Here is a 17658-nt window from a genome sequence, read left to right as displayed (position 1 = left end):
CACGATCCCGAGCCGCACGTCGTCGTCATCGCCGTCCATGACCCTTCCGATTGGCACCTCGAGAACGACGGCGGAGGCCCCGCCCTCGCCGCGCGGGTGGTGCGCTCGGCGCGTGAGGAGCACGGACGCGGGCATCTCCGCCACCCGCTCCGGCGGAATACCCCTAGGGGGTATAGAGTTGGCCAGGTCGACGGGCGGGCACGCCGCCTCGTCGCGACGATCTGGAGCCACGATGAGCACGCCGCACGGCCACGACTCCCACCGCATGCCGACGACCGCCGAACCCGACCACGGGTCGCACGCCGAGCACGCGGGCGAGGTGTCGCACGACGTCGGAGTCGAGCCGAGCGCGCACGCGGGGCACGAGGTCCATGCAGGACACGCGGGTCACGGCGGCCACGCGGGCCACGCAGGACACGAGGGCCACGCGGGCCACGCAGGACACGCCGGTCACGGCGGCCATGCGGGCCACGTCGCGCAGTTCCGCACCCTGTTCTGGGTCATGCTCGCGGTCGCGGTCCCGGTCGTGGCCTTCAGCCCGATGTTCGCCGATCTGCTCGGCTACCACCTGCCCGACGCCACCTGGGTCCGCTGGGTGTCCCCCGTGCTCGGCACGCTCGTGTACGTCTGGGGCGGCCGGCCCTTCCTGAGCGGCGCCGTCGATGAGTTGCGCGCCCGCAAGCCGGGGATGATGCTGCTCATCGCGCTCGCGATCACTGTGGCGTTCTTCTCCTCGTGGGGGGCCACGCTCGGCCTGCTCCCCATGGACCTCGACGCCTGGTGGGAGCTCGCGCTGCTCGTCGTCATCATGCTGCTCGGGCACTGGATCGAGATGCGGTCGCTCGCGGCGTCGTCGTCGGCGCTCGACCAGCTGGCGGCGCTCCTGCCCGACGAGGCCGAGCGGGTCACCGCGGACGGCGGCGTCGAGACGGTGGCACCGGCCGCGCTCGGGGTGGGCGACGTCGTCGTCGTCCGTCCCGGTGGGCGCGTGCCCGCCGACGGCGAGGTGACCGACGGCGCCGCGCACCTCGACGAGTCGATGATCACCGGGGAGTCGGTGCCGGTGCGGCGCGGCGTCGGCGACCGCGTCGTGGCCGGGACGGTCGCGACGGACTCCGGCCTGCGGGTGCGGGTCGACGCCGTCGGCGAGGACACGGCGCTCGCGGGGATCTCGCGCCTCGTGGCCGAGGCGCAGGCGTCCACGTCCCGGGCCCAGCGGCTCGCGGACCGGGCGGCCGCCTGGCTGTTCTGGTACGCCCTGGGCGCCGCCGCGATCACGATCGCCGTCTGGTCGGCGATCGGGGAACCGGACGCCGGCCTCATCCGGCTCATCACCGTGCTCGTCATCGCCTGCCCCCACGCGCTCGGCCTGGCGATCCCGCTGGTCGTCGCGATCTCCACCGAGCGCGCGGCCAAGGCCGGGATCCTCGTCACGGACCGGCTGGCGCTCGAGCGCATGCGCACCGTCGACGTCGTCCTGTTCGACAAGACCGGCACGCTCACCGAGGGGCGACCGGCCGTGACCCACGTGCTGGCCGCGCTCGGCACGGAGGACGACGTGCTGGCCCGAGCTGCCGCCGCCGAGGCGGACAGCGAGCACCCGCTCGCCGCCGCCATCGTGCGGAGTGCGCAGGAGCGCGGACTCGACCTCCCGGCGTCTCGCGACTTCACGTCCACGTCCGGTGTCGGCGTCGAGGCGGAGGTCGACGGCGTCCGGGTCGCCGTGGGTGGTCCGGCCCTGCTGGAGGCGCACGGCGCGGCGCCGCTCGACGGGACGCACGAGTGGGCGGGGGCGACGGTCCTGCACGTGCTGGCGGACGGCGTCGTCATCGGCGCACTGGCTCTGGCCGACGCCGTCCGGCCGCAGGCCCGCGAGGCCGTGGACGCCCTGCACGCGCGCGGCATCGAGGTGGCGATGATCACCGGGGACGCGGAGCCCGTGGCGAAGGCGGTCGCGGCGGAGCTCGGCATCGACCGGGTCCTGGCCGGCGTCAAGCCGCAGGACAAGGGCGCGGAGGTCGGGCGACTGCAGGCCGGGGGCCGCACCGTCGCGATGGTCGGCGACGGCGTCAACGACGCCCCGGCGCTCGCCCAGGCCGACGTGGGGCTCGCGATCGGCGCCGGGACCGACGTCGCGATCGCGAGCGCCGGCGTCGTGCTGGCCAGCGACGACCCGCGGAGCGTGCTCTCCGTCGTCGACCTGTCCCGGGCGTCCTACCGCAAGATGAAGCAGAACCTGTGGTGGGCGGCGGGCTACAACATCGTCGCCGTCCCCCTCGCGGCGGGCGTGCTCGCACCGTGGGGGTTCGTGATGCCGATGGCGGCCGGGGCGCTGCTCATGTCGGCCTCGACGGTGATCGTGGCGCTCAACGCCCAGACGCTGCGCCGCCTGGACCTGCGCCCCGAGGCGGTCGTGGCGGGCTCAGCCACGTCGCCGCGGGAGCGCGAGGCTCACACGGTGACGAGGTAGTCGTCGGCGTCGTCGTCCCATGCGAGGGCGACGACGCCGGCCTCCTGTGCCGCCTTGCAGAACTGCAGGAACCCGCGGAAGCCGAGCGACTTCTCGCTGAACGCGGGGCGCGCCTTGCGCAGCTTGTTCTTGAGGCCGGACAGGGCCGCCCGGCCGCCCGCCTCGGCGACCACCGACCGCACCAGGGCGAACGCCTCGGCGCGGTCGCCCTGCTCGGGCAGCGCGATCTGCGGGTCGCCGGCGGCCGGGCCGGCGGACAGCTCGACGACGCCGTCGTCGGCGAGATGGCGCAGCAGCTCCCCGAACGCGCGGTAGCCGTAGTCGGCCTCGCTGAACGTCGGGTCCTTGCGCAGCAGCGTCCGCTTGAGCAGTGACGCCGTGACCGTGCCGCCGGCCGAGGCCTCGAGGTCGCTCAACGTCTGGGCGATCCGCACCGCGAGCTCGGGCTGCTCCTCGGCGGGCTCCGCGCCGTCGGCGTCCTGGCGCGCGGCCGCGGCGTCCGGCGCCTCCTGATCCGTGGCCGTGGCCGGGTCGACGACGACCGGCTGCCCCGCGCCGGGCGCCGGCTCGGCAGGGGCCGGCGCCGCCGCCGCCCGGCGGCCCGAGCCGCGACGCGTGGTCGGTGCCGGCTCGTCCGGGACGTCGACACCCTCGAGCCGGTCGTAGAACAAGAACTCGTCGCAGGCCGGCGGCAGCAGCCGGGACGTGGAGTTCTCGACGCCGACCCCGATCACGCGCTTGTTCAGCTCGCGGAGCTTGTGCACGAGCGGCGAGAAGTCGCTGTCCCCTGTACACATGACGAACGTCGAGATGTACTCCCGCTCGAACGCCATCTCGATCGCGTCCACGACCATCTTGATGTCGGCGGCGTTCTTCCGCGACGCGCCCATGCGCTGCGGCATCTCGATGAGCTCGACCTGGTGCCGGGTGAGGGCGCGCCGGTCGTCGTCGAAGTACGACCAGTCCGCGTACGCGCGCCGCACGACCACGCGTCCTCGCACAGCGAGAGCGTCGGCGATCGGCCCGAAGTCGAACGCCATCCCCCCGAGGTGCTCGCGCGCACCGAGCGCGAGGTTCTCGTAGTCCAGGAACACGGCCAAGCGCTCGTCGGCATCCATCCGGCCAGCGTAGGGCCGGGCAGCGGCCGCCGCTCCCAGCCCGTCCGTCAGCGTCTCCCGGCCCAGACCCGGTCTCCCCCGCGCCGCGGCGGCTACTCGTCGTCGATGACGGGAAGGGCGTCGGCGTCCCCGCCCTCCCCGTAGTCCTCGGCGACGACCACGTCGAGGGGCACCTCCGGCGCGCCTGGCCCGAACAGCAGCCGCGACGCCTCGCGGCCGGCGTCGCGCACCGCCGCGGCGACGTCGTCGGCCACGGCCCCCGGCGTGTGGACGATGAGCTCGTCGTGCAGGAAGAACGCGAGGCGCGGGACGCCGGCGTCGCCCTCGAGCGACGCCAGCCGGCGGCGCAGCGCCGCCATCCAGCACAGCGCCCACTCCGCGGCGGTCCCCTGCACCACGAAGTTGCGGGTGAACCGGCCCCAGTCGCGGGCGCGCGACCGGGCGCGGCGCTCGTCGTCGGGCGTGGCGTCCGGGGCCGAGGCCGCCGACTGCGCCGCGTGCCACGCCTCCCCGGGCGGCACGGACGAGCGCCCGAGCCACGTGCTGACGACGCCGCCGTTCTCCCCCACCCGGGCCGCCGCGTCGACCAGCCCGACCGCGCGCGGGTACGCCCGGGCGAGCCGCGGCACGAGCATCGCCGCCTGGCCGGTGGTCGCGCCGTACAGCGCGGCCAGCATGGCGACCTTGGCGTGCGCACGCGTGTCGACGACGCCGGCCTCCACCAGCCCGGCGTACAGGTCGCCCCGAGCGCCGGCGGCGACCATCGCGTCGTCGCCGGACATCGCGGCGAGGATCCGCGGCTCGAGCTGCGCCGCGTCCGCGATGACGAGCAGCCAGCCGTCGTCGGCACGCACCGCCGACCTGATCCCCTTCGGCAGCTGCAACGCGCCGCCACCGCGGGTGGCCCAGCGCCCGGTGACGACGCCGCCGGGCACCCACTCGGCGCGGAACCTCCCGTCCGTCACCCACTGGTCCATCCACGCCCATCCGTTCGCGGAGAGCAGGCGGTACAGCTTCTTGTACTCCAGGAGGGGCGCGACCGCGGGATGCTCGGAGCGTTGCAGCTCCCACTTGCTGGTCGAGGTCACGTCGAGCCCGCTCCGGCGGAGCGCGCGCAGCAGGTCCGGCTGGGAGTCCGGGTTGAGCGTGGGGACGTCGAGCGCGTCGCGGACCTGGGCGGCGAGGGCCTCGAGCAGCGCCGGCCGCTGCCCCACCCGTGCGGGGCGTGGGCCGAGCATGCGGGTGAGGGTCGCGTCGTGCACGTCGACCCGGAACGGGAGCCCGTCGTGCTGCAGCTCCGAGGCCACGAGTGCGCCGCTCGACTCGGCGGCGATGAGAAGACGGAGCCGGCCGGCGTCGTCTCCTGCGGACCGCAGCGCCGCCTCCTGCAGCGCCAGCTCCGCCAGAGGATCCGGGCGTTCCGGCCGTGGCGGCGGCGCCTCCCACTGCTCGAAGAGACTCGGCGTGGACGACGGCGACGCCTCCTCGGCGCCCTCGCCCACCTCCGGGGCGACGTCCCACGGGCCCGGGTCGGCCCGCGCGAGATCGGAGGACGCCGAGGAGGTGGAGCGCCGCAGGATCGTGTGGGCGAGCCGCAGGTCGTGGCACCGCTCGACCCGCACCCCGGCCCGGAGCAGTTCTGGGTACCAGCGGGACGTGTCGTCCCACACCCAGCGCACGTGGCCGCCGTCGAGGTGCGCCGCAGCCTCCGTCCGCGCGACCTCGCCCGGCCAGTCGTCGCGCGACACCGTGCGGGCCGCCGTCCCCGCGGCGGGGCCATCGTCGTCCCCTTCGCCGACGACCTCGAGGTGCACGACCTCGTCGTCCCCCTCGGCCACCACGACGTTCACCGGCTCATCCTGGCACCGGGCGCCGACGACGACCCGGACGGGCGTGGTGGCCCGCCCGGCGTCGCCGGCGTCAGCGGTCAGGACACGACGGAGGAGGTGTCGCCCTCGCCGCGTCCGCGGGCGTACTCGGGCAGCACGGTGATCACCACGCGGACGTCGGCGTCGGTGATCGGGTAGACGTCGCCGTAGCGCTCCTGGAGGGAACGGTAGAAGGACGCCTCCGCGTCGTCGGGCTCCACGGAGATCACCTGACCGCGGATCTCCAGGTAGCGGCCGGTGTCGTCCGGGTCGACGATCGAGAGCGCGACGCGCGGCTCGTGCGCGACGTTCCGGTACTTCTGCCGCCGGGACGTGTGCGTGAAGCGGATGACGTCGCCCTCCCAGACGAACCACATGACGCTGCTCTGCGGCGACCCGTCCGGGTGGACGGTCGCGAGGTGGGCGAACAGGGGACGCTCGAGCAGGTCGGCGAAGCCGGCCGGGATGGTGGAAGCCATGGCGCCAGCGTACGAACTCAGGTCCCGGCGACGACGACGGCGGCCCTTGCGTCCGCGTGTCGAGCCGGTGCGGCAGGATGGTGGGCGTGCGGATCCTGGTGTTCGGCGGCAGCGGCGCGATCGGCCGGCAGCTGCTCCCCCGGCTCGTCGCCGCCGGGCACAGCGTGACGGGCGCGACGCGGTCCGAGCGGACGGCGCAGGCGTGGCGCGAGACCGGACTCGGCGCCGTCGTCGCCGACGCTCGTCGGGCGGACGACGTCGAAGCGGCCGTCGCGGAAGCCGCGCCGGACGCGATCGTGCACCAGCTCACGGACCTGGGCGCGCGGGACTACACCGCGAACGCGCGCCTGCGGACCCTCGCCACCCGCGCGATCGTCGACGCCGCGGCGGCCCACGGAGTCGAGCGGGTCGTGGCGCAGAGCGTCGCCTGGACGTACCTGCCCGGGCCCGGGCGGGCCGGCGAGGACGAACCGGTGTCGACGGACTCCTCAGGTGTCGGCGCCCTCGAGACCGCGGTGGCCGAGGTCCCGCTCGGCGTCGTGCTGCGGTACGGGCTGGTGTACGGGCCGGGCACCTGGTTCGACGTCGACGGCGCGGCCGTCGAGGACGCCCGCGGCGGCCGGCTCGCCGACCGTCGCTCCGCGATCACGAGCTTCGTCCACGTCGCCGACGCCGCACGCGCCGCCGCAGCCGCTCTCGACTGGCCGGCCGGCGTCGTCAACGTCGTCGACGACGATCCCGCGCCGCTCGGCGAGTGGATGGGCGGCGTTCGCCTCCGCCGTCGGCCTCCCGCCGCCACCGGCGCCCGACGACGTCCCGCCGGGCCGCGCGGTGAGCAACGCCCGCCTCCGCGAGCTCGGGTTCCGCCTCGACCACCCCACCTGGCGGGACGGGTTCGCCGCGCTCGGGGCCAGGGCAGCGAGCCACGTCGGCTGAGGCCCGGCCACGCCACTGGCTCCGTCACGGACCCGGAGCACCGGTGGCGGACCGCCCGCCCTGTGCCGCGACCGCGCGGATGAGCTCGCGCTGCCGCACGACCTCCGCCTCGACGTCCCACACGGCGCACGCCCACACACGCATGTCGATCCAGCCGTGCCGGCGGAGCCAGGTGACGAACCGGCCGACCAGGCTGACCTGCGTGACCCACAGCGCCCGCGGCTCGAGCCGCCACTCGGGTGCGAGGAACGCGCGCAGGCACACGGCGAGCTCGGCAGGATCGAACACCCTGGCGAACGCACCGGAGGCTCCGAACTCCCGCTCGGCGCGCAGCATCGTGCCGGGATCCGTGCCGAGCATCGCGTCCACCTCGACGACGTCGAGGAACTCCCGCAGCTGCGCGATCACCCGCGCGTACCGTTCGCCGGTGGCCGGCGAGCGGCCCCGTGACTGGGCGTCGAGGAACTCCTCGAGCACCCGGTCGATCTTCGTCTGCTGTGTCATGCCCGGACGCTGCCAGACGCCTCCGACACCGGTGACCCGGAGGCACTGACACACGGATCAGCTGCCAGCGACGCACCGGACCGCAGCACGCGCCAGCGGACGCGAGTGGCAGGATCGCATGCGGACGACGGCGATCACGCCGTCGCCCCGCACGGGAGGGACGTCGAGTGGCCCGCATGATCACCGAGGTGTCGGGCGTCGTGACCGCACCGCCGGACCGCGTCCGGGACGCCCTCGTCGCGTCGCTGCTGCCCGGCGGTCCCCACCCGGAGGGCACGTTCGTCGTCGAGGACACCCCGGGGCACCGGTCCACGGTCGAGCTTGCCGCCGACCACCTCGCGATCCAGGGCGGCTGGTGGTATCGCGGCGAGTGGACGGTGAGCACGCATCCCGACGGCACGCTCGTCGAGCACCGCGTGCGGAACGTGGCGAACCGCGCGCGCTGGGGCGTCGGCCTCGCGAACGGGTTCTTCGTGGGCTTCGCCGCGCGGACCAGGGAGTCGTTCGCCGGGACGCTCGCCGACGTCGCCCACGAGCTCGGCGCGACGTCCCAGCTGACCTGACGCCGTCACGTCAGGCGGGCCGGTCGTACTCCACGCGGACGCCGAGCAGCCGCACCGGCCGCAGCTCGCCGAAGCGTTCGAGCACCCGGGCCGCCGTCTCCTCCACGACCGCCACCTCCGCCGTCGGCCCCGGGAGGACCTTCGCGATCTTGGTCGACGTGAAGAACGGCGCCTCGCGCACCTTCACCGCGACCCTGGCGACGAGACGCGAGTCGGCGAGCGTCGCCGTCGTCAGTTCCCGCGCCATCTCGAGCACGTGCCCGAGGACGTCGACGGCGTCCGTCAGGTCGATCGGGAACGTCACCTCCCGGCTGCGCCCCATCCGCGGCGGCGGCCCGCTCGCGACGCGGGCGTCGCTGCCGCCGCGGCCGAGGTCGAGCACGTACGGCCCGTTCGTGGGCCCGAACTCGGCGACGAGAGCGGCTTCGTCGGCCGCCGCGAGATCCGCGACCGTACGGATCCCGAGCCCCGCGAGTCGCTCCGAGATGCGCGGGCCCACGCCCCACAGGTCGCGCGTCGGCCGCTGACCCATCACCGGCATCCACGTCTCGGCAGTCAGCCGGTGCACGCCGCGCGGCTTCGCGAAGCCCGTGGCCGTCTTCGCGCGCAGGCGGCTGTCCCCGACCCCGATCGAGCAGTGCAGTCCGGTCGCCTCGAGCACCGCCGCCTGGACCGCGCGAGCCAGAGCCTCCGGGTCGGCAGTTCGTGCACCGATGAACCCCTCGTCCCAGCCGAGCTCCTCCACGAGGACCGGGAACGTGCGCACGGTCGCCCAGACGTGCAGCGACGCCTCGTCGTACGCGGCGTGGTCGGACGGCAGGAACACGGCATCGGGGCAACGCCGGTGCGCCACGGTGAGCGGCATGCCGGAGTGCACGCCGAACTCTCGCGCCTCGTAGGACGCCGTCGCGACGACCTGCCGCCGCTGTGTCGGGTCTCCCGACCCGCCGACGACGACCGGCTTCCCGGCGAGCTCGGGCCGGCGCAGCACCTCCACCGCGGCGATGAACTGGTCGAGGTCGAGGTGGAGCACCCAGGCCGTGCGCTCGATCTCGCCGTCGGTGGCGTCCACGCCAGCAGACAACCAGAGATCCCCCGGCGTGCCCAACGGAGGGCGCCCGAGCGTCAGGCGCGGTCCAGGCGATGAAGCCGCGAGATCACCAGCCATCGTCACAGCGCCAGGGCACTGCCGAGGCCGATGGCACCCGCCGTCACCCAGCGCGCGACCACGAGGTACGCGCTCCCGTCCCAGGTGAGGTGCCACTGCTCGTCCGAACCGAGGCACCACACGCGCAGCAGGTCTGGGTCGTATCGGATCTCGGGCCTGTTCTCCGGGATGGTCATGTACCGCCCGCACTCGAAACGGGCTTCCTCACGCGCTGCGCCGAGACGCGACGACATCGGGCGCGGCAGGTGACCGTTCTGGTCACCTGCCGCGCCCGATGGCGACGTCTCGGTCGCTCCCTACGAGATCTTGCGGCGGTAGATGCGGACCGCGAAGACGTAGGCCACGACGAGGATCCCGACCAGCCAGGCCAGGGCGATCCAGATGTCGTTGCCGACGGGTTCCTGGGCGAACAGCGCCCGGATGGTGTTGACGATCGACGTCACCGGCTGGTTCTCGGCGAACCAGGCGACCGGGCCGGGCATCGTGTCGGTCGGCACGAACGCCGAGCTGATGAACGGCAGGAAGATCAGCGGGTAGCTGAACGCGCTCGCGCCGTCGACGGTCTTCGCCGAGAGCCCGGCGATCACGGCGACCCACGTCAGTGCGAGGGTGAACAGGGCGAGGATCCCGGCGACGGCGAGCCAGGCCACCACCGACGCCCCGGTGCGGAATCCCATGAGCAGCGCGACGCCGATGACGATGGCGATCGAGACGAGGTTCGCCACCAGGGACGTGAGCACGTGCGCCCAGAGCACGCTCGATCTGGCGATCGGCATCGACTGGAACCGGTCGACGATGCCGCCCTGCAGGTCGAGGAACAGCCGGTACGACGTGTAGGCGATCCCCGACGCGATGGTGATGAGCAGGATGCCGGGCAGCATGTAGTTGATGTACGAACCGCCGGACCCCGTGTCGATGGCGCCGCCGAACACGTAGACGAAGATCAGCATCAGCGCGATCGGCGTGACAGCAGTGGTGATGATCGTGTCGGGGCTGCGGACGATGTGCGTCAGCGAGCGGCCGGTGAGGACGCGGGTGTCGGCCAGGACGTGCGTGGTCATCGGGATTCCTTTCCTGCCGCTGCAGCGGCGTCCGTGCCGGCGGTCGTGTCCGTCTCGCCGGTCTCGCCGACGAGGGTGAGGAAGACCTCTTCGAGGGTCGGCTGCTTCTCGACGTACTCGACCTTCGCGGCCGGGAGCAGCGCCTTGAGCTCCGCCAGCGTGCCGTTCTGGATGATCGTGCCCCGGTGGAGGATCGCGATGCGGTCGGCGAGCTGCTCGGCCTCGTCGAGGTACTGCGTGGTGAGCAGCACCGTGGTGCCGCCGTGGGCGAGCTGCTTCACGGTCTGCCAGACGTCGATGCGCGCCTGCGGGTCCAGACCCGTCGTCGGCTCGTCGAGGAAGATGATCGGCGGGTTGCCGATCAGGCTCATCGCGATGTCGAGCCGACGCCGCATGCCACCGGAGTACGTCGACGCCGGGCGGCTCCCGGCGTCGGTCAGCGAGAAGCGGCCGAGCAGGTCGTCGGCGATCGCGCCCGGGTTCTTCAGGTGCCGCAGCTTCGCGATCAGCACGAGGTTCTCCCGCCCGGTGAGCACCTCGTCGACGGCCGCGAACTGGCCCGTCAGGCTGATGGACTCGCGCACGTCGCCGGCCTGCGAGGCGACGTCGAACCCGTGCACGCTCGCCGCCCCGGCGTCCGCCTTGAGCAGCGTGGACAGGATGCGCACGAGCGTGGTCTTGCCCGCGCCGTTCGACCCCAGCAGGGCGAAGATGCTGCCCCGCGCGACGTCGAAGTCCACGCCCCGTAGCACGGAGAGCTCCCCGTACGCCTTCTCGATTCCCTGCACCCGGATGGCTGCTTCGGTACTCACTTCTGCTCCTCTCGTTCTGCGTCGTCGATCGCCTTGTTCAGGCGAGCGCGTTCCTTGTCGATCCACCGCTTGGCGTCGTAGGCCCGGGCGAACGTCTCGGTGAACTCGACCGGGTCGTCGCCGACGATCGCGCGGACAGGTGTTCCGTCCAGCGCGGCGCGCTCCCACAGATCTGCCAGGTCGACGATCATCTGCACGGTGGTGTCGCCGTCGGTGACGTCGCCCGAGTACATGAGGTACCGCTGGACGGCGTTGGCGGCGGCGGCGTACGGCGCCGGGAGGCCGTCCATGCGCGCCTTGGCCTGCTTGTACTGCCTCTTCTGCTCGAGCGACCCCGTGAGGGTCTCGTACCACTTCGTCATCGGTTGTCTCCTTGCTGGCTGGTCTCGGTGTCGTGAAGCTGCTCCAGGCGCTGGGCGAGGAAGCTCCACGTGCTCCAGAACTCGGCGAGCTGCTCCCGCCCCTGCGCGTTGAGCGCGTACACCTTGCGCGGGGGTCCCTTCTCGGAGGGAACTTTCTCCACGTCGACGAAGCCCTTCTGCTCGATCCGCACGAGCAGCGCGTACACGGTGCCTTCCGCGATGTCGGAGAATCCCTGCTCCCGCAACCACGCCGTGATCTCGTACCCGTACGCAGACCGCACGGACAGGATCGCGAGGACGATGCCCTCGAGCGTGCCCTTGAGCATCTCCGTCAGCTGCTTGCCCATCGGACTCCACCTCCCCTCTACTCAGCAGTGCTAGCTACCGGTAGATAGTAGCACTGAGTAGCTGACGCGCAAGTACCTCGTCGAGGCAGCTGTGGTGCGCGCGTTGCTGCACGTCAGCGCCGGTGGCGGCGGTCCCATGAGGGCGGCCGCGGCGCTCCTTGAGGGCAGCGGCGGTGGTCCCGACAGGGCTGCGGCGGCGACAGCCTCAGCGCTGGTGCGGCGCGGCAGGGAGGCGCCCGGGTGCGGACCGCACGACGACGAGAGGTGCCCCCGGCGGGACTCGAACCCGCACTGCGCCGAGTTTAAGTCGGCTGCCTCTGCCGATTGGGCTACGGGGGCACAGCGAGCCTACGGCCGCGCTCACCCCCGCGGCCGCCCAAGTTCACCCTCGGGGCGGTCGCCGCCTCGGTGGCATCACGCGACGATGCTGAGATGAGAGCACCGATCCGTCCCCTGCGGGGTGCCTGGCCGGCGTGGCTCGAGCGACGTGCGGACCGGTTTTTCTGGCACGACCCGAGCGTGATCGTCCGCCCGGACTGCGACGCCGCGAGCTTCCGGCGGGCGATGGACGCGATCCACGTGGGCGGCACGTACAAGATCACGCGCGACGACCGTCACGCGTTCGCGGACGCGATGCTGCTCGAGCACGTCGACACGACCGGAGCGCACCTGGTGGACGTGGGGGCGTCGGACGGCTCGACGTCCGTCGACCTCATCGAGCGCGCGGGCGAGTTCGCCTCCTTCACCATCACCGACCGCTACCTCGAGCTCCGGTGGGCGCGCACGCGGCGGCACATCGTCTTCACCGACGACGACGGCGAGTGCGTGCTCGTCGTCGGGCGGCGCCTGCTCGCGTGGCCGGGCCAGTCCCGGGCGGTCCGCGCCCTGTACGGGCCGGTCATCCGGCGAGCGCGCCGTGCGCCGCGACGCACGGTGACGCTCCTGAACCCGGAGACGCTCGCCGTCGTCGCCGGCGACCCGCGCGTGACGTACCGCCAGCACGACGTGTTCGCGCCGCTCGCCCCACCCGTCGACGTCGTCCGGGTGGCCAACCTGCTCCGGCGCCTGTACTTCGGCGACGACGACATCCGCCGCGCCCTCGAGGCCCTGCACGCCTCCCTCGTCGACGGCGGCCATCTCCTCGTCATCGACCACCACCGCGAGCCGGGGATCCCGCCCCGCGCGGGGCTATACGGGCGTGCGGGCGAGACGTTCGCCGTCGTCGCCGAGACGCCCGACGTTCCCGAGATCGGCGACCTCGTGCGCGCCGTCGGAGGCCGTGCGCCGGCGGCCGGCTGAGCGCGGACCTCAGCGCGTCGCGCGTGCCTGCGGCGGCGTGGGCAGAGCCTCGTGCGGCCGGGGCGGTGCCGACGCGGCGATGAACTCCGCCCGCGGCGACTGCAGCGACCCGAGCGCCACGAGCTCGCGGTGGAAGAGCAGCGCGGTGGTCCAGTCCAGGACGATGCGCACCTTTCGGTTGAAGGTCGGCATCGCCCACATGTGGTAGGTCCGGTGGAAGAACCACGCCACCGGGCCACGGAACTTCACGCCCATGATCTGGGCGACCCCCTTGCCGAGCCCGAGCGTCGCCACGGTGCCGAGGTTGGCGTGCCGGTACTCGAGCGGCTCCTCGCCGCGGAGCGCGAGAGCCAGGTTCTCGCCGAGGTGCTTCGCCTGCCGGACGGCGTGCTGCGCCGTCGGGGCGCAGAACTGACCCTCGCCGCGCGCCAGGTCCGGGACCGCCGCGCAGTCGCCCGCCGCCCACGCGCCGTCGACGACGACCCCGTCGGCGTCGACCACTTGCAGGTTCGCGTTCGCGCGCACGCGACCGACCTCGTCGAGCGGCAGGTCGGTCTGCTGCAGCACGGGGTTGGCCTTGACCCCGGCCGTCCAGACGATCGTGTCGGAGAAGAACTCCTCACCCGTGGAGAGCTTGACGTGGCCCGCCTCGCACGAGTTGAGGAACGTGGACAGCTTGATGTCGATGCCTCGGGCGCGCAGCTGCTCGAGCGCGTACCCACCGAGCTCCTCGCCCAGCTCGGGCAGGATGCGCGGCGACGCCTCCACGAGGACGAACCGCAGGTCCTCCGGGTCGATCGAGTCGAAGTCCTTGCACGCGGCCCGCGCCATGTCCTCGACCTCGGCGAGCGCCTCGATCCCCGCGAAACCGCCGCCCACGAACGTGAAGGTGAGCATCCGCCGTCGGGCCTCGGGATCCCAGGTCGACGCCGCCACGTCCATCTTGTTGAGCACCTGGTTGCGGAGCGCGATCGCTTCCTCGATCTGCTTGAACCCGATGCCGACGTCGGCGAGGCCCGGGATCGGCAGCGTGCGGGCGACGGCGCCGAGCGCCACCACGAGGTGGTCGTAGCGGACCCAGTAGGACTCGCCCTCGATCGGGGTGACCTGCGCCGTCTTCTCGGCGTGCCGGACGGCGGTGACCCGGCCGGTGAGCACCGTGGTGCCGCGCAGCTCGCGGCGGTGGGGGGCGACGACGTGCCGCGGCTCGAGCGAGCCCGCCGCGGCCTCGGGGAGGAACGGCTGGTACGTCATGTAGGAGCGGGGGTCGACGACGACGATCGCCGCGTCCCGCCGGCCCATCCGCTTGCGCAGCTGCATCGCCGTGTACAGGCCGACGTACCCGCCACCGAGGATGAGCACGCGCGGTGCCTTGCGGGGCCGGGCGGCGACGTGCGTCGGAGCGATGGAAGAGCTCATGCATCCATGCTAGGACCGGGTTTCGGCGTCGGCCCAGCCGGGGCCTGTGGCTCTGCACACAGCGAGGACGTCGTCGAGCATGGCCTCCGTGAGCCGCCCCGTGAACGTGTTCTGCTGCGACACGTGGTAGCTCGCGACGACGAGCACCTCGCGCCCGTCCGGCGCCCGCACCGACGCGCGGGCGCCGTGCCCGAACGCCGGGCGCGGCCTCGGCACCGACCAGCCGAGGTCCTTGAGGGCGGCGAACGTGGCCTGCCACGCCACCTGCCCGAGGGCGAGGAGCGCCGTCGTCGTGGGCGCGAGGAGCTGGAGCTCGCGACGCAGCCAGCCGGCGCACGTCGCGCGCTCGTCCGGGGTCGGGGCGTTGTCCGGCGGGGCGCAGCGCACGGCTGCCACGATCCGCGCACCGCGCAGCTCGAGTCCGTCGCCGGCGGCCTCGGTGGTGGGCTGGTTGGCGTATCCGGCCCGGTGCAGGGCGGCGACGATCCAGTCGCCGGAGCGGTCGCCCGTGAACAGGCGGCCGGTGCGGTTGGCGCCGTGCGCCGCCGGGGCGAGGCCGACGATCACGAGGTGTGCGGCGGGGTCCCCGAGCCCAGGTGCGGGCCGACCCCAGTACGGCTCGGCGGCGAACGCGCGCCGCTTCGTGTGCGCGACGTCCTCCCGCCACGCGACGAGTCGCGGGCAGGCGCGGCACACGCTGGAGCGCGCGTCGAGCTGCGTCAGCGTGCGGGAGGTCGCGGCGAGGCGCTCGACGGCGGCCGCGTCCCGCGCGCGGGGGGTGCGCGCCGTCGCGACGTCGTCCGGCCAACCGGCGCCCGGCGGGACCGGCGACGCGAACACCGCGCCGGTGACCGGGTGCGGCAGGCTCCGGGCCGACGACGACGTGCCGTCCACCCGGACCTACGCCTCGGGCTCGGTGACGTCCGCGACCTGCGCGGCGAGCGCCGTCGTCAGCGCGGCACCGTCCAGGCGGATGCCGACGCCGTGCCCGCCGGCGCCGATGGACACCACGCCGTGCACGCGTTCGTCCGCCACGACCGGCCACGCGTGCGTCGCGCCGAACGGCGTGATGGTGCCGCGCTCGAAGCCCGTGACGTCGAGGGCCGTGGCGGCATCCGGCATCGAGAGGCGACTCACGCCGAGCAGGGCGCGCAGCTTGGGCCAGGAGATCGTGCGGTCGCCGGGCACGAGCACGAAGAGGTAGTCGCCCTCGCCGCGCCGCACGACCATCGTCTTGATGAGCGACGACGGCGCGACACCCCGGGCGGCTGCCGCCTCCGCCAGGGAGCGGGCCGGGCCGTGCCGGACGATCACGTGCTCGACGCCGCTCGCCTCGATCGCCGCGCGGGCGCGGGCCTCGCCGGGTGACTCGGGTCGCTGCTCCTCGGGTGCGTCGCTCACCACGTCACCGTATCCGGGCCTCCCGGCTCGCCGAGTCAGACCCCAGCGGTCGAGTCAGACCCTCGCGAGGGTCTGACTCGACCGCTGGGGTCTGACTCGGCGGCAGGGGCGGCGTCAGAGATCGTCCGCGGACTCGGTGGCGCCCGGAGTGGGCTCGACCGGAGCGCCGCCCTCGTCCACGGGAGCGCCGCCGTCGTCAGTCGCGGGAGCGCCGCCGTCGACCTCGGCCGTCACGTCGAAGCCCGGCACCGGGAACAGCGACCCCGCGGGCCAGCGTGGCTCGATCGCGACGTCCGGGTCGAGCCGCGGCTCGTCCTGCGCCCAGCTCACGTCGTCGGGGTCGATCACGCGATACGGGAAGACGTTCAAGGGCACGTCGGGGTCGACGAGTCCGACCGGGATACGGACCCCGTTGTGCAGGTAGTCCGGGAGCAGGTCCTCGGTGAACGGTCCGCCGAAGATCGGGTCCATGAGGACAAGCGGCCGTCCGTCCTGGTCGACGATCTGCGCGCCGTCGACCGGCTCGCCGTCCGGGCCGTACACGAACAGGTTCGTCACGTCCGAACCGACGACGCCGACCGGGCCGTCCGGATCCTGCGCCCCCGGGTTCGTGGCGTCGCTCATGCCTTGGTTGTATCCGTCCCCGTAGGCCCGCTCGTAGGAGCCGCCGTACGAGCTGCCGAACGCGCTCTGGAGCACGAACGGGAACGCCACGGCGATCACGCCGCTCGCCACGAGCGCGAGCTTGCGCCACGCACGGCCCTGCGCGAACCGCCCCCGCCCCCACTGCGTGCTCACGACGACGAGGCCCACGAACACGACCCAGTCGACGAACCGTCGGGGGACGCCCACGGTCACGGTGCCGAGCAGCGTCGCCTGCGCGAGGCAGAACAGCACCCAGCCCCGAGCCACCCACCAGACGGGCCGCAGGGCGACGAGCAGGTCGAGCGTCGCGGCGAACCAGCGGTGCCGGTCGGCGAACGCGGTGACGTCGTCGCGCACGCCCCGGCCCGCATCGGTCAGGACCTCACGCAACCGGCGTCGCGAGCGGCGCGGCTCGGCGTCGGGCAGCTCGATCCCGGCCGCGGCGCGCAGCTCCTCGGCGTACGCGACGGCGGGGCCGAATCGCGCCGTCAGGTCGTGGATGTCGGCGTCGGACACCGCCGTGGCGTCGGCCCCCTCCTCGGCGAGGTGGTCCGCGAGGGCGTCGGCGAGGTCGGCCTCGAGTCCGCCGGTGAGGTCGTCGAGCGTCTCCGCGTCGAGCGCGCGGAGGTGGTCACGGACGGCCGCGGCGTACGCGGCGACGCCGTCGAGGCGAGCGATCGTGGACATCAGGAGGCCTCCGCCAGGTCGAGAAGGTCGGTCATCGTCACGGCGAACTCGTGCCACTGCTTGGTCTGCGCGTCGAGGGCGGCACGGCCCTGCGCCGTCACGCCGTAGTACTTGCGGTGCGGCCCGGAGTCGGACGGCACCACGTAGCTCGTGAGCGCCCCGGCGGCGTACAGACGCCGGAGCGTGCCGTACACCGAGGCGTCCCCCACCTCGGCGAGGCCCGCCGACCGGAGCCGACGCACGACGTCGTACCCGTACGAGTCCTCCCGCTCGACCACGGCCAGCACGGCCAGGTCGAGCACCCCTTTCAGCAGCTGGGTGGTGTCCATGCGCGTCCTTCCCGTGCGATGTCCTCGGTCGCGATGCTCCGCTCGTCCCTCGCTCCGGAGTCCTCGCTCGATCTGCCGGTGTCCGGTCGGGTGGAAGAGGACCCTCCCCGCTCCCACCCGACCGCTGGACGGCGTGCCCCCTGCGGCACTCCGTCTCGTCACGCACACTAGCGCGCCATGCGGAGTAGTG

The 17658-nt window shown here is 73.5% G+C and carries 19 protein-coding genes and 1 tRNA gene; 4 read left to right on the top strand and 16 right to left on the bottom strand.

All coding sequences use genetic code 11. The features are described from left to right. Positions 1–232 precede the first annotated feature (232 nt). Positions 233–2470, top strand: a complete 2238-nt coding sequence (locus tag BCAV_RS05250; RefSeq protein ID WP_015881544.1) for a heavy metal translocating P-type ATPase — start codon at positions 233–235, stop codon at positions 2468–2470. On the opposite strand, the gene BCAV_RS05245 is transcribed toward BCAV_RS05250, so the two are convergent. The 3 genes from BCAV_RS05245 to BCAV_RS05235 all read right to left on the bottom strand — a co-directional run bounded on the left by BCAV_RS05245 (position 2452) and on the right by BCAV_RS05235 (position 5935). Further along, the gene (locus tag BCAV_RS05245) at positions 2452–3588 is read right to left on the bottom strand and encodes an NYN domain-containing protein (RefSeq protein WP_015881543.1); all 1137 of its coding nucleotides are present in this window, start codon (positions 3586–3588) and stop codon (positions 2452–2454) included. The genes BCAV_RS05250 and BCAV_RS05245 overlap by 19 nt on opposite strands. 92 nt (positions 3589–3680) lie before the next feature. Next, entirely contained in the window at positions 3681–5438 is a 1758-nt protein-coding gene (locus tag BCAV_RS05240; RefSeq protein ID WP_015881542.1) for a bifunctional 3'-5' exonuclease/DNA polymerase, read from the bottom strand. Between the two features lie 77 nt (positions 5439–5515). Further along, complete coding sequence (locus BCAV_RS05235) at positions 5516–5935, bottom strand: PPOX class F420-dependent oxidoreductase (protein ID WP_015881541.1); 420 nt, start codon at positions 5933–5935, stop codon at positions 5516–5518. 86 nt (positions 5936–6021) lie between these two features. On the opposite strand from BCAV_RS05235, the gene BCAV_RS05230 reads away from it, so the two are divergent. After that, on the top strand, positions 6022–6954 hold the full coding sequence (locus BCAV_RS05230) for an NAD-dependent epimerase/dehydratase family protein (protein WP_015881540.1): 933 nt from the start codon (positions 6022–6024) through the stop codon (positions 6952–6954). Here the strand turns inward: BCAV_RS05230 and BCAV_RS05225 are convergent. Further along, the gene (locus tag BCAV_RS05225) at positions 6896–7375 is read right to left on the bottom strand and encodes a hypothetical protein (RefSeq protein WP_015881539.1); all 480 of its coding nucleotides are present in this window, start codon (positions 7373–7375) and stop codon (positions 6896–6898) included. The genes BCAV_RS05230 and BCAV_RS05225 overlap by 59 nt on opposite strands. A gap of 176 nt (positions 7376–7551) precedes the next feature. Between BCAV_RS05225 and BCAV_RS22025 the strand changes: the two genes are divergently transcribed. Continuing rightward, entirely contained in the window at positions 7552–7938 is a 387-nt protein-coding gene (locus tag BCAV_RS22025) for a hypothetical protein (RefSeq protein ID WP_083769955.1), read from the top strand. Between the two features lie 10 nt (positions 7939–7948). Here BCAV_RS22025 and BCAV_RS05215 read toward each other — a convergent pair whose 3' ends face one another. From BCAV_RS05215 to BCAV_RS05190, 7 genes are all read right to left on the bottom strand, one after another. Further along, positions 7949–9010 carry a DNA polymerase IV gene (locus tag BCAV_RS05215; RefSeq protein WP_015881537.1) on the bottom strand — a complete coding sequence of 354 codons (1062 nt, stop codon included), beginning with the start codon at positions 9008–9010 and terminating at the stop codon, positions 7949–7951. 98 nt (positions 9011–9108) lie between these two features. Beyond that, complete coding sequence (locus BCAV_RS22900) at positions 9109–9282, bottom strand: hypothetical protein (protein ID WP_015881536.1); 174 nt, start codon at positions 9280–9282, stop codon at positions 9109–9111. A gap of 120 nt (positions 9283–9402) precedes the next feature. Further along, positions 9403–10167, bottom strand: coding sequence for an ABC transporter permease (locus BCAV_RS05210; RefSeq protein ID WP_015881535.1), 765 nt, complete (start codon positions 10165–10167; stop codon positions 9403–9405). Then, positions 10164–10979, bottom strand: a complete 816-nt coding sequence (locus BCAV_RS05205; RefSeq protein WP_015881534.1) for an ABC transporter ATP-binding protein — start codon at positions 10977–10979, stop codon at positions 10164–10166. Before BCAV_RS05205 ends, BCAV_RS05210 begins: the two co-directional genes overlap by 4 nt. Continuing rightward, the gene (locus BCAV_RS05200; protein WP_015881533.1) at positions 10976–11341 is read right to left on the bottom strand and encodes a DUF1048 domain-containing protein; all 366 of its coding nucleotides are present in this window, start codon (positions 11339–11341) and stop codon (positions 10976–10978) included. The genes BCAV_RS05205 and BCAV_RS05200 overlap by 4 nt, the downstream gene beginning before the upstream one ends. After that, complete coding sequence (locus BCAV_RS05195; RefSeq protein ID WP_015881532.1) at positions 11338–11688, bottom strand: PadR family transcriptional regulator; 351 nt, start codon at positions 11686–11688, stop codon at positions 11338–11340. Before BCAV_RS05195 ends, BCAV_RS05200 begins: the two co-directional genes overlap by 4 nt. Positions 11689–11953: 265 nt before the next feature. Further along, positions 11954–12027 (bottom strand) — tRNA-Leu (locus BCAV_RS05190). 93 nt (positions 12028–12120) lie between these two features. On the opposite strand from BCAV_RS05190, the gene BCAV_RS05185 reads away from it, so the two are divergent. After that, positions 12121–12987: a hypothetical protein gene (locus BCAV_RS05185; protein ID WP_015881531.1), complete on the top strand. Its 867-nt coding sequence runs from the start codon at positions 12121–12123 to the stop codon at positions 12985–12987. Positions 12988–12996: 9 nt separating this feature from the next. Here BCAV_RS05185 and BCAV_RS05180 read toward each other — a convergent pair whose 3' ends face one another. The 5 genes from BCAV_RS05180 to BCAV_RS05160 all read right to left on the bottom strand — a co-directional run bounded on the left by BCAV_RS05180 (position 12997) and on the right by BCAV_RS05160 (position 17468). Next, the gene (locus BCAV_RS05180) at positions 12997–14406 is read right to left on the bottom strand and encodes an NAD(P)/FAD-dependent oxidoreductase (RefSeq protein WP_015881530.1); all 1410 of its coding nucleotides are present in this window, start codon (positions 14404–14406) and stop codon (positions 12997–12999) included. Between the two features lie 9 nt (positions 14407–14415). Next, the gene (locus BCAV_RS05175) at positions 14416–15300 is read right to left on the bottom strand and encodes a uracil-DNA glycosylase (RefSeq protein ID WP_015881529.1); all 885 of its coding nucleotides are present in this window, start codon (positions 15298–15300) and stop codon (positions 14416–14418) included. A 6-nt stretch (positions 15301–15306) separates the two neighbouring features. Then, the gene (locus tag BCAV_RS05170; RefSeq protein ID WP_015881528.1) at positions 15307–15810 is read right to left on the bottom strand and encodes an aminoacyl-tRNA deacylase; all 504 of its coding nucleotides are present in this window, start codon (positions 15808–15810) and stop codon (positions 15307–15309) included. A gap of 111 nt (positions 15811–15921) precedes the next feature. Continuing rightward, complete coding sequence (locus BCAV_RS05165; protein ID WP_015881527.1) at positions 15922–17139, bottom strand: hypothetical protein; 1218 nt, start codon at positions 17137–17139, stop codon at positions 15922–15924. Continuing rightward, on the bottom strand, positions 17139–17468 hold the full coding sequence (locus tag BCAV_RS05160) for a PadR family transcriptional regulator (protein WP_015881526.1): 330 nt from the start codon (positions 17466–17468) through the stop codon (positions 17139–17141). Before BCAV_RS05160 ends, BCAV_RS05165 begins: the two co-directional genes overlap by 1 nt. Positions 17469–17658: the final 190 nt, after the last annotated feature.

Source organism: Beutenbergia cavernae DSM 12333, assembly GCF_000023105.1.
GTDB lineage: Bacteria > Actinomycetota > Actinomycetes > Actinomycetales > Beutenbergiaceae > Beutenbergia > Beutenbergia cavernae.
The sequence above is the reverse complement of the archived record's forward strand: the minus strand, read 5'-3'. Positions and strand labels throughout refer to the sequence as shown.